Source organism: Hydrogenispora ethanolica, assembly GCF_004340685.1.
Lineage (GTDB): Bacteria > Bacillota > UBA4882 > UBA8346 > UBA8346 > Hydrogenispora > Hydrogenispora ethanolica.
This window is the reverse complement of record NZ_SLUN01000045.1, coordinates 32,019-42,431: the sequence shown is the minus strand read 5'-3', so window position 1 is coordinate 42,431 and position 10,413 is coordinate 32,019. Positions and strand designations below refer to the sequence as shown.

General features: G+C 51.8%; 12 protein-coding genes and 1 pseudogene. 11 read left to right on the top strand and 2 right to left on the bottom strand.

Annotated elements, in window-relative coordinates; genetic code table 11:
* The first annotated feature begins 335 nt into the window (after positions 1–335).
* Positions 336–671 carry a hypothetical protein gene (locus EDC14_RS26960; RefSeq protein WP_165908271.1) on the top strand — a complete coding sequence of 112 codons (336 nt, stop codon included), beginning with the start codon at positions 336–338 and terminating at the stop codon, positions 669–671.
* 789 nt (positions 672–1,460) lie between these two features.
* On the opposite strand, the gene EDC14_RS23645 is transcribed toward EDC14_RS26960, so the two are convergent.
* Complete coding sequence (locus tag EDC14_RS23645; RefSeq protein WP_132017088.1) at positions 1,461–1,775, bottom strand: hypothetical protein; 315 nt, start codon at positions 1,773–1,775, stop codon at positions 1,461–1,463.
* Between the two features lie 289 nt (positions 1,776–2,064).
* On the opposite strand from EDC14_RS23645, the gene EDC14_RS23640 reads away from it, so the two are divergent.
* The 8 genes and pseudogenes from EDC14_RS23640 to EDC14_RS23610 all read left to right on the top strand — a co-directional run bounded on the left by EDC14_RS23640 (position 2,065) and on the right by EDC14_RS23610 (position 8,221).
* Entirely contained in the window at positions 2,065–3,990 is a 1,926-nt protein-coding gene (locus tag EDC14_RS23640) for an ABC-F family ATP-binding cassette domain-containing protein (protein WP_132017086.1), read from the top strand.
* A gap of 421 nt (positions 3,991–4,411) precedes the next feature.
* Positions 4,412–5,389 carry a DUF362 domain-containing protein gene (locus EDC14_RS23635; protein WP_341540188.1) on the top strand — a complete coding sequence of 326 codons (978 nt, stop codon included), beginning with the start codon at positions 4,412–4,414 and terminating at the stop codon, positions 5,387–5,389.
* A 41-nt stretch (positions 5,390–5,430) separates the two neighbouring features.
* Positions 5,431–5,589 (top strand): annotated as a pseudogene (locus tag EDC14_RS27440) (Sec-independent protein translocase subunit TatA/TatB); the annotation flags it as partial.
* On the top strand, positions 5,578–5,832 hold the full coding sequence (locus EDC14_RS27850) for a zinc ribbon domain-containing protein (RefSeq protein WP_424337432.1): 255 nt from the start codon (positions 5,578–5,580) through the stop codon (positions 5,830–5,832). The pseudogene EDC14_RS27440 and the gene EDC14_RS27850, both read left to right, overlap by 12 nt.
* Positions 5,833–5,847: 15 nt before the next feature.
* Positions 5,848–6,591, top strand: coding sequence for a twin-arginine translocase subunit TatC (tatC, locus tag EDC14_RS23625; RefSeq protein ID WP_132017080.1), 744 nt, complete (start codon positions 5,848–5,850; stop codon positions 6,589–6,591).
* A gap of 284 nt (positions 6,592–6,875) precedes the next feature.
* Positions 6,876–7,166 carry a hypothetical protein gene (locus EDC14_RS23620; RefSeq protein ID WP_132017078.1) on the top strand — a complete coding sequence of 97 codons (291 nt, stop codon included), beginning with the start codon at positions 6,876–6,878 and terminating at the stop codon, positions 7,164–7,166.
* Between the two features lie 171 nt (positions 7,167–7,337).
* Positions 7,338–7,688, top strand: coding sequence for a hypothetical protein (locus EDC14_RS23615; RefSeq protein ID WP_132017076.1), 351 nt, complete (start codon positions 7,338–7,340; stop codon positions 7,686–7,688).
* Positions 7,689–7,708: 20 nt separating this feature from the next.
* The gene (locus EDC14_RS23610; RefSeq protein WP_132017074.1) at positions 7,709–8,221 is read left to right on the top strand and encodes a cupin domain-containing protein; all 513 of its coding nucleotides are present in this window, start codon (positions 7,709–7,711) and stop codon (positions 8,219–8,221) included.
* Between the two features lie 111 nt (positions 8,222–8,332).
* Here EDC14_RS23610 and EDC14_RS23605 read toward each other — a convergent pair whose 3' ends face one another.
* Entirely contained in the window at positions 8,333–8,860 is a 528-nt protein-coding gene (locus EDC14_RS23605) for a GNAT family N-acetyltransferase (protein WP_132017072.1), read from the bottom strand.
* A 400-nt stretch (positions 8,861–9,260) separates the two neighbouring features.
* On the opposite strand from EDC14_RS23605, the gene EDC14_RS23600 reads away from it, so the two are divergent.
* Both EDC14_RS23600 and EDC14_RS23595 read left to right on the top strand, forming a co-directional pair.
* The gene (locus EDC14_RS23600; RefSeq protein WP_132017070.1) at positions 9,261–9,656 is read left to right on the top strand and encodes a winged helix-turn-helix transcriptional regulator; all 396 of its coding nucleotides are present in this window, start codon (positions 9,261–9,263) and stop codon (positions 9,654–9,656) included.
* 95 nt (positions 9,657–9,751) lie between these two features.
* Positions 9,752–10,282: a GNAT family N-acetyltransferase gene (locus tag EDC14_RS23595; RefSeq protein ID WP_165908269.1), complete on the top strand. Its 531-nt coding sequence runs from the start codon at positions 9,752–9,754 to the stop codon at positions 10,280–10,282.
* Positions 10,283–10,413: the final 131 nt, after the last annotated feature.

The following is a 10,413-nucleotide window of genomic DNA, read 5'->3' as shown; positions in this document are numbered from 1 at the left end:
CCGTAGGTTTTGTGAAGAACGGATCTTTGATAAATTGCTCAGAGCTTGCGTTTCTCATGTCCCGATTACCTATGCGGATCTAACTTTATAATCATCAGCAAGCTTGTTTTGTGAATGAGAGAGCTCTTTTTGTGAATAAGTGTTCTATTCCTGTGGATAAACGGGATCGTTGAATGAGGTTAATGATTTCGGCTGTGGATAAGTCGGGAAGTACCGGCTAAACCGCATAAAGTAAGGGGCCGGACGTTCAACCTTTGGGACAGTTTGCCGCCCAAAGGCAAATTGGCATGAATTGCAGGTTGAAATCGGGAAGTATTAGGAGTTCATTTTTAAAAGTGGCTGAGCAGGACTATTTGATAATCAGAATACGCTTAATCCGTTTTAGCAATATTGAAACTGCGGGTACAAAGATATCATACATCGAAAAAAGAAGGTTTTTGTTAGCCTTCTTTTTTCACTCCAATCATCCCATTTTCCTTCTCCAAACGCATCAATACACTGCTCAATCAACAGCTCAAGCTGTCCGCTCAAGGATCGCTTATTCTTATCAGCATCACCCTTATTTTATCATAAAGTTCGTCATCCACCCGGAAGGTGAAAACTACTTTTTCTACCTAGCCCGGCACAGCAGGAACCCAAAAGATAGTGAGTTTAATGAAGCGATGAAGTAAGTCCAAAAGCGACCTCTCCCCGGTCCCCTCCCCGACGCAGCAAATTCCGGGGGCGTATTCGGCGGGGAGGGGTCCATCGCTTGAAATGAGGGCCAATGTCTAAAAAAGTAAGTTTTTCCGTGAATTCAATCGACAGAATTTAGGCCCGAGATGAAACTCCAAAATTGGCAACAGTTTATGGCAATTCGCCCCTCCCCGTCGAGTCAACCTTCAAAAAAACTGCGCCGGGGAGGGGAAGGGGGAGAGGTCAGTTTTTAGACAATCAGAGTAACAAGGGGCGAAGGCCATCGTTTCAAAGCGTTTTTTTGCACAAAGTTCCCGGGTGGCAAGGTATCAAGCTATCGTGGGAAAATCTTCCGGACGAAAATGAACGCCGACCGGGCGATAAATCACCCGGCTACAAGGCGAAAGGACCTTAAAAGCCCCTAAAAAACGGGATAAAATATTCTGCTGAAAATTAAGCCACGGAAGGGGCTGCGCGTATTGCCATCCCTGGCCGCTTGCCTTTAGCCGTCCTGGCTCGGACTTCCATCTTGTAGCCGGGGCATTCATGCCCCGATTGGCCCGTATATCGTCTACAGTGTAGGCATCGTTGAAACCAAATTCCAAGATATGTAATCATCGCTTGATGACACTGCCTTGCCAGGGAAGGGAGATAAGTCGTCTTTTAACCAGTATCATCGGCTGAAAATGGGAGAGGGGGACTCGCCGGATTATCAAGGGGTAACATAGCCCGGAAAGTTTAACCCTTGCATTTTTTACGGATTTTGGGTATAATACGAAGGAAAATTAAAGCGCAAATGCGCCAAACCAGTATGAGAGGCATTTGAAGACCATGATCAGCCGTTTCCATCCCATACTGGCGTTGATTTCCGGCGTTTGCTCCGTGCATTGACCAAAGAGTTTTATATTTCGGTTAACTGCTTTGCCCGGAGCTAAATCCGCCAGCAACCGACGCCGTCGCCATGATTCTGCGGTGACTATGAACTGAAACGACCGGCATTCCCCCTGCACGATACGGGAGGTTTGTTTGAGTTTGCCTTGTTTGGGCGTCGGCTGGCGATGGAAAAACGGCTTGAATTCCTCATTGGGATCCCGTTGCATGATGGATCCGAGCGATTTCTCGCCTGGTGTTGATCCGGTTTCAGGATAAGCGCTCAACTTCGCTTATGAGCCGCGGCAAGCAGTACGATGCCGCGGCTTTAATTTTTCACTGTGAAATGCGCACATCGACCCGCGCCGGAGATCATTGCGTAGAATTGCCATGATGGCAATCTGCGATGCTCGGCCGCTTCGTGCTGGCAGTCGAATATTTTACGAAGACCGCGGTAAAACTCCGCGGTCTTTTTGATTTTCGTAAAAGACGCGTATTGCAGCCAAAGGAGCGGTAACGATGAGTTTATTGATATTGGAAAACCTGATGAAAGAGTTCGACGGCAGGACCCTCTTTGACGGAGTGAACCTGCGGGTCCAGCGCGGCGAGCGGGTGGCGCTGGTGGGACCGAACGGTTCCGGAAAATCCACCATCCTGAAGATCGTAATGGGCTTGGAAGAAGCGGACCGGGGCCGGGTGATCGTCGCCAGAAACACCAAAGTGGGCTATATTTCGCAGAGCCTGTCGGAGCTGGCGGACAACAACATCATGAGCGAGACCGCCAAGGTTTTTGCGCACGCTTTCGATCTGGAGCGGCGGCTTCGGGCGGTCGAGGCCGCGATGGCTGAACCCGCCATCGCGGACCGGCCGGAAGCCTTGGAAGAACTGTGCCAGGTATACGGCCGCCTGACGGATGAATATGAAAAGCTGGACGGATACCAGTTGGAGGCCAAAGTGAAATCCACCTTGCTGGGCCTGGGGTTGCGCCGGGAAGCGCTTACCCAATCCATCGCCACCTTGAGCGGAGGCGAAAAGATGCGGGTCGCGCTCGCCCGGACCTTGCTGTTGGCTCCGGAGCTGCTGATTCTGGATGAGCCCACCAACCACCTGGATCTGGTGGGCATGGAATGGCTGGAGAAGTTTTTGCGCCGTTTTGCCGGCGGGGTGCTCTTGGTCTCCCATGACCGCTATTTTCTCGACCAGGTGGCGACCCGGGTGGCTGAATTGGCGGCCGAGGGCATCTCCTGCAAAAGCGGCAATTACAGTACTTTCTGCGCTCAAAAGGAGCGCCGCCGCGACTACCTGGCGGCCGAGCGAAAAAGGATCCAACGGGAGATCCGGCTCAATAACGAGCTGGTCTCCAAGCTCAAAGGCATGCGCCGGATCGGAGCCGCCGCAAGCAGGGCCAAAGCCGGAGAACGGCTGCGGGAAGAGTTAAATACCCGGATCCGGGAGGCGGTGGCCACGGAGCATCTGGTACAGACGGCCGCGCTGAACCTCCCGTTATCCCAGGCGAAGCACATCAGCGCCGAAATCGCCAAGGCGGAAAACCTCACCAAAAAATACGGGGAGGTCGTCATCTTTGATGCGGCCCGCTTTCTGATCCGGGGTGGGGAGCTGATCGGCCTGATCGGACCCAACGGCAGCGGCAAAACGACCCTCCTCAATATCTTGCTGGGAAAGGAGCGTCAGTTCGAAGGGGTCGCCCGGCTGGGGCCATGGGTCCGCTATGGCTACCTGGGACAGGAGATCCGCTTCGCCAGTGCGGACCATACCGTGCTGGAAGAGTTGCTGGCGACCGGCGCGGAGCTTGGGAAGGAGCTCAAAGAGCGGGAGGCCCGGGATTATCTGAGCAAGTTTCAATTCTATGGCGCGGATGTCCAAAAACAGCTGCAGGTTTTGAGCGGCGGCGAGCAAGTGCGGTTGGCTCTGGCCTGCATCTGTCTGCGGGAACCGCATTGCCTCATCCTGGATGAGCCGACCAACCATCTGGATATGCCGGCCCGGGAGGCGCTGGAAACGGCGTTGGCCGGTTTTAAAGGCACCGTGATCGCGGTCTCGCACGATCGCTACTTCTTGAACCGTTGCGTCAACCGGATTTTGGCGATCGAGTCCGGAAAGATAACCTCATACGAGGGGAATTACGAAGATTACCGGAGGCTAAGCGGCAAATCCGCTGAAGCCGACAGCGGACAGCCGCAGCAGCGCGCCGCGGGAACGGCCAAGGCTAAGCCGGGCCGGACGGCGGGACATTCGGGCGGAGGACCCGGCCAAGGCGATGAGCGGGCGGCCATCGAGACGCGGATCGAAGTCATCGAAAAGCGGCTGAAGGAGCTGGAGGCCACCTTCGACCGCGACACTCCTTACCACGCTTATCAGGAGTATCAGTCGCTCATGGCCGAGGTTGACGCGCTCTATGCAGAATGGCACCGGCTGACGGAATAAGCATGAATTGCCGGGGAGCGCTTTTCAGGCAAGATTTTCCGGACAGGGCGTGGTTTGGAAGCTGCCGGGGAAGAGAAACGCCTTGATATTCATGAATCCATTATCGATATTTATCTAAGGAGCAAATTGTAATATAATGGGTTTGTGGCATCTTTATGTAATAATAAAGGAATCGATTGGCGAGGGAGAACCGGGGGATTGGGGAACGCCATCCCCTTGTATACAACTTTGGTGCAAAAATATGAAGGGGGTGGGCATTCCGGCATTGACATCCGTGAAATCCAGCATCATTCCGAGAACCGGAACGCATATGCGGGAGTGCTAATGTGGGTCGCCGGGCCAGGTAAAACCGAGCGCGATAATTTAAAAACTATTCCAGGAGAGGGTGATAATCATGACGAATATGTCAAGGCGGAATTTTTTGAAACTTGCCGGTGGGGCGGTGCTGGGAATGGCCGTTTTGAAAATGACTGGCAACAGCGCTGCTCAAGTCAAAGATGCGTTATCCGGTGGCGGCAAATCGGAGGTATTCTTCACCGATGATATCAGCGTGAAGGGTTTGTTGAATATTTATTCAAAGATTAATCAGGGAATGACCGGGAAAATCGGTATCAAGCTCCATACCGGCGAACCCCATGGCCCCAACCTGCTGCCGGTCGGGCTGATCAAAGGCTTGCAGGCGACGATTCCCAACAGTACCATCGTGGAATGCAACGTGCTCTATGGGGGCCCGCGTTATCAAACAGCCAGCCATCGCGAAGTCATCAAGACGAACGGCTTCGATTTCTGTCCCGTCGATATTATGGACGAAGCAGGCGACGTGATGTTGCCGATACCGGGTATGAAAGAATTCCTCGCCAAAGGCCAGGGTTATCTTCCCGGCGATCATCTCACGGAGGTAGCGGTCGGCGGCCATCTGTTGCGTTATAACTCGTTACTGGTTTATACGCACTTTAAAGGCCATACCATGGGCGGTTTCGGCGGATCGTTGAAAAATATCGGCATCGGCAATGCTTCCGGCCATGTCGGCAAGGCGATGGTCCATGGTCCGGGTTGGCCCACCGGTCCGGGTTTTCTTGAAAGAATGGTTGAAGCGGGCAAGGCGACCACCGAGCATTTCAAAGGGCACATTACTTACATCAATGTATTGAAAAATATGTCGATCGATTGTGATTGCGATCCCAACGGCGCCCCGCCAACCTGTAAAGATATCGGTATCCTCGGTTCAACCGATATTCTGGCGATTGACAAAGCATCGCTCGATCTGGTTTATAATCTCCCGGGCGCACAAAAAACCGATCTCATCGAACGGATTGAATCCCGCAGCGGGCGTCATCAAATCGAATATATGAAGACGCTCGGCATGGGCAATACCGAGTATAACCTCATCCGAGTCTAAACCAACAGCTTGTCGAAGTTAACCAGTGGAGGGTGATGAACATGTTCGGGCTGGGCGGCCAGGAGTTATTACTAATTTTAGTGATTGTACTGATTTTTTTTGGCGCGGAAAAGATCCCGCAGCTCGCTAAAGCTTTGGGCAAGGGAATGGGCGAATTTCGAAAGGCTCAAAATGATCTCAAGCAAGAAATAAACTCCGCGGGGGAAATTCTAGCCAATGGAGCCGCGGCCGAACCGGCATCCGCCAGGACTGATGCCGACACTCCTGCCGAGACCGCGGCGACGGTAATCTGCCCGGCATGTCAGGGAAGAAACTTGGCGGGAGCGCGATACTGCTCCCAATGTGGGAAGCTGTTGGGCGATTCTCCAAAATGTTCAGTCTGTCAGCGGCCCTGGCAGCCTGAGGAAAAATTCTGCCCAAAGTGCGGCGAACGGCGGCCCTGAGCGGGTGAATGGCGCATGGAGATGAACTTTTGGCAACATCTTGCCGAATTACGCAAACGGCTGATGAAAGTTTTGGCTGCCGTCGGCCTGGGTTTTGTGGGCAGCCTCTTTTTTAGCAAAACGTTGTTACTGGTTTTAACCTATCAAGCGGGGAACCTGGTGTTTCTGCGCCCGGCCGAAGCATTGATAGCCCAGATGAAACTGGCATTGTGGAATGGTTTGGTGGTGGCGGCGCCGGTAATCCTTTGGCAACTCGGCGCCTTTTTATGGCCCGCGCTTTACCCGCGGGAACGTCAATTTTTGGGATGGATCATGTCCAGCGGATTCATCCTCTTCTGTGCGGGACTGGCCTTTGGCTACTGGGTGGTGGTGAGATTAGGCTATCGCTTTTTGCTCTCATTCGCCACCGCCAACATCCGGCCGATGATCAGCCTGGAGACGTATCTGGCGTTTATCATGTCGGTAATGGTGTTATGCGGCCTAATTTTTATCATGCCGCTGGTGATCCTCCTCTTGACACGGCTGGGACTGATCAAGGCTTCGCTGTTATGGCGGCATCAAAAGCTGCTGATCATCGGCCTCGCGGTTGCGGTTGCAGTGATCACACCCACGGTGGACTGGTTCAGCATGATCTTAGTGCTCGTCCCCGTGTTGCTGTTATTGGAAATCAGCATTCTCTTGAGTTGGTGGATTGAACGGCGGGCCAAAAAAAGACAGAATCAGTCCCCGGATCATGGCGATGTCGGAGAATCGGTGTAAATTCCGCCGCTGCCGAAAGTGCATTTGCGGAGAGAGCTTGAAGGCTGGGGCGATGCGTGAGCCGGCGGCGTTGCCCATCGCGCCCGCCTGGGCTTTTAAAAAAGGGGTTCCAGGATGGGGAGAAACTCTGAAATTGTTGGGGAAGTGTGCGGTATCTCATAAAAATTCATTCCACCCATATTTTATTTTTTTTTAATCCCTGGGATGAAATGGTTCGACGGGGGGCCATTTTTTGATAGAGGTCCTACCCAAAGTATGGTAAGATAATTGAGGAGGTGATTGGGATGGATGATAACAAGGTCGCTGTATTAATCGAGAATTTATTATCACAATTCCGCAGCTTTGGCGAAGGATTGCAGCAATTAAACGATAAAATCGACCGGACTATCACCGAAAACCGGCGCGAGCATCAGCAAATGATCGAAAGAATGGATCGGATCGTCGGGGAAAACCGCCAGGATCACCTGCAACTGAAACAAATGGTTCGAGAACTAAGCGACGAGCAAAAAGAGTTCAAACAGCAGATAACCGCTCTCGATCAGGAATTTGAGGTCGAATTGCGACGGGCAAAATAAACGAATTCAGTTAACTCATCCTGTTTTCTTCATTTACCTTTTCGTCAAGCTCATCCGTTAACTTCGTTACTTCTTCAAAACATCGAGCCGCCTTTAGCGTTGTTCTGGGTTAACTTGAACCATTTTTACCGGATTAAGGCAAAGGCTTCCACTTCTTCGGTGAAATATCCGTTGCCCCAAACGGCAGAGAATTTGAACGTTCCCGACCGGTTCCTGCAAGACTTGGCCCAGCTCCTGCCGGAACTGGGAATCGGGATGATCCAGGAGCCGCTCCGGGAGCCGGCGGCGCTGCTCGTCGCCGCCGGCGGAAGGCGCTTCTTTAGCCAGGAATTCCGGGACGGGACGGGGCGGGGTTCATCAAGATGCTTGGGGAAGCAAAAGAGGTTGAATGCATTCCACAGTGTGTTTCCGGATAATTCCCATTCGACATTGACGGAGAATAACTGGGAGATTATACTAAAATCAGCGAACCGTCCTCTTGCGCCGCCGGATGTTCTCTCCGGGCGGAACCGCACCCCCTAAAACGCGAAAGGAGCCGAAACATGGTTCAGATCTTTAATCAGAAGAATCTCTCGTTTGAATTCGAACGTTTTGACATGCCGGATTTCTCCAGCCATACCAGTCCGGATTTAGCGCAATGGGTGCAATCGAAACACCTCCAGTTTGACGTGCGCTCCCTCGATCCGGATAAATATTCCTGCCCATACCATTTCCACCGCAACGCCGAAGAACTGTTTGTAATCCTCTCCGGCCGGGCCACGCTCCGGACGCCCGAGGGATTGACCGAATTGTCCGAAGGCGATATCGTATTCTTCGGAACCGGGCCGGAGGGCGCGCACCAACTCTACAACCACACCCAGGAACCCTGCCGCTACCTGGACATCCGTACCGAAATCGGCCTGGACGTCTGCGAGTATCCCGACTCCGGCAAGATCAATGTCCGGCCCTATGGCGAAATCTACCGCAGCGAAAGCAAAGTCGATTATTTCGACGGAGAGGACAAAATCCGGGAGAAATGGCGGGAATTATCGGAGAAGCCGGCGCAAAACCGCTAAATAATCAAAAAGAAGGTTTCAGGACCTTCTTTTTTTTGCAACGGTCATTGTTTCACCACTGCGCTTGATATGCCCCAAAAACCGGAGTCCGCCCGTTGCGTCGAGGCCGCCTCAGCTATTCCTCAACACCGTAATAAATCCATCAAGTATCGGGTGGCTGATGGCAAAACCTTTGCCGAGATAGAACCGGAGCGCCTGGTCGTTGCCGTTGGAGACAAAGATGAACCGGTTGTTGATTGACGCGAAGGATTGGAGCCAAGTCATGGACCTTTCGAATAAAACGGTGCCAATCCCTCGATTGCGGTACTTCTCCCGGATGTAAAATTGGGAAAGGCAGCCCACGTCATTTCCTTTTACCGAATCAAGGTCAAAAAAAGTGGCAAATTCATTTGAATAGGTCTCCTTGGGCGAAATATTGCTATAGGCATACCCCACAATTTGGTCCTCATCTTTGGCAATCAGAATCAAGTTCGCTTTGGCGCGCTTGAGCGACGGGATCATTCTCGTCTCAAAACACATGCTGTCGAAGAGCTCCGGCCGGATACGCGCCAGCGTTTTTTGATACGCCATCAGCTCATTGCATAAATCCCGGATGCAAAGAACTTGATCTTCCGAGACGGCCTCGTAATGAATACTCATTTTCATCTTCCTTTCTAAAAGCCATGTGATAAAGTCTCTTTCCAATCGGTTCAGCCTGAAAAGGTTTAAATATCGACTTTATCACTTGCTTCTCTGAGCTTTTGTGTTCACCCCGACCTTCGGACGGGTTTATCACAACGCTTCTAAAAGAGCTGTGATAATCCCGGCTTAAAAAGCCGGAAGGGTCACAGCGATTATTTAAAGCAAGTGATAAAGTCGTTTCCTTTTAGCAAGAGAATTTCTAATTTGAAAGACTTTATCCCATGGCTTTCTAAATGGATCAAAAACCGGTTTGCTTCAACAAGCGCTTTTCGATACAATTCTATCAGGGACAACGCGGATGGCAAGTATGCAGTTTTTTCTGCCCAAGGAAGCAAAAACTGAGTATTGGAGTGATTCCATGGATGACCAAGCATGGTATAAAAACAGCTTCGACGGCTGCCCATTGACATTTGCCCTCAACCTCATCGGCGGCAAGTGGCGGCTGCCGATCATTTGGGCCTTAAATAAAAACCGCACCATGCGGTATAATGAGCTGAAACGGAGCATCGACGGGATCACCAACATGATGCTGACGCAATCATTAAAAGAACTGGAGCTTTACGGCATCATCCGCCGGGAGCAATTCCCGGAGGTGCCGCCCCGGGTCGAATATTCGCTGACGGAGCATGGGGAAGAGCTTATGGCGGCCCTGAAAGCGCTGGCGGGTTGGGGCAAGAAGATGAAAACCGTGGTGATTCAAAACAATATCGAGTTGGAACCCGCGGCAGGGATCCCTGATTCTTCGGATAGCTAACAGCATCGGGGCTTCCACAATAATGATTGCCCGGGGAGCCGGATGGGATAAACCGGTAACAGGGATGTAATTCTATGGGACAAGGAGGTTTTATCGTGACAATACACTTTCGAAAACTTCGGCAGGAAGAATTCCCTGCGGTCTATGATTTAATGAAATTATCGTTCCCTGCTGCCGAATTACGCAGCTGCGAAGAGGCGTTAGCTCTCTTGAACATCCCCGATTATCAGGTGTTGGTTGTAGAAAAGGGCACGATTCTACAAGCTTTTCTGGCGGAATGGGCGTTACCTGATTTTCATTATATTGAACATTTTGCGGTAAACCCCGCTGCCAGAGGCGCGGGATTGGGGACCCGGATCATGCAGGAATATTTGGACCAAGCCAATCTTCCGGTGGTTATCGAGGTAGAAGCCGCGGCTACAGTCAATGCCAAACGCAGAATCGCATTTTACCAGCGCCTGGGTTTTGTCTTGAGTGACTTGGAATATGTCCAGCCGCCGCTGCGGAAAATGGCTCCGGGAATATTATTGCGATTGATGCATTACCCCGGCGGAATGTCGCAGGAGGCATTACTGGAGGCGAAGCAAAGTATCTTTCGGGCTGTTTACAGCCGGAGCACCGGGTAACCATCACCGGTTGTAGGTACGAGGTTTGGGGCAGGAATCGCCCCGAGGCGGCAGCAATCCATTTTGAGGACTTTGACTTCACATGGTTTTAGAGCTGTACTTTCCCGACTTATCCACAAGCAAAATTCATT

What these genes read in the sequence shown, in the direction of transcription:
- EDC14_RS23645 (WP_132017088.1), bottom strand. Translation starts at nt 1,775, where the DNA reads ATGCAACGGGATCCCAATGAGGAATTCAAGCCGTTTTTCCATCGCCAG.
- EDC14_RS23640 (WP_132017086.1), top strand. Translation starts at nt 2,065, where the DNA reads ATGAGTTTATTGATATTGGAAAACCTGATGAAAGAGTTCGACGGCAGG.
- tatC (WP_132017080.1), top strand. Translation starts at nt 5,848, where the DNA reads ATGGAGATGAACTTTTGGCAACATCTTGCCGAATTACGCAAACGGCTG.
- EDC14_RS23620 (WP_132017078.1), top strand. Translation starts at nt 6,876, where the DNA reads ATGGATGATAACAAGGTCGCTGTATTAATCGAGAATTTATTATCACAA.
- EDC14_RS23610 (WP_132017074.1), top strand. Translation starts at nt 7,709, where the DNA reads ATGGTTCAGATCTTTAATCAGAAGAATCTCTCGTTTGAATTCGAACGT.
- EDC14_RS23605 (WP_132017072.1), bottom strand. Translation starts at nt 8,860, where the DNA reads ATGAGTATTCATTACGAGGCCGTCTCGGAAGATCAAGTTCTTTGCATC.
- EDC14_RS23600 (WP_132017070.1), top strand. Translation starts at nt 9,261, where the DNA reads ATGGATGACCAAGCATGGTATAAAAACAGCTTCGACGGCTGCCCATTG.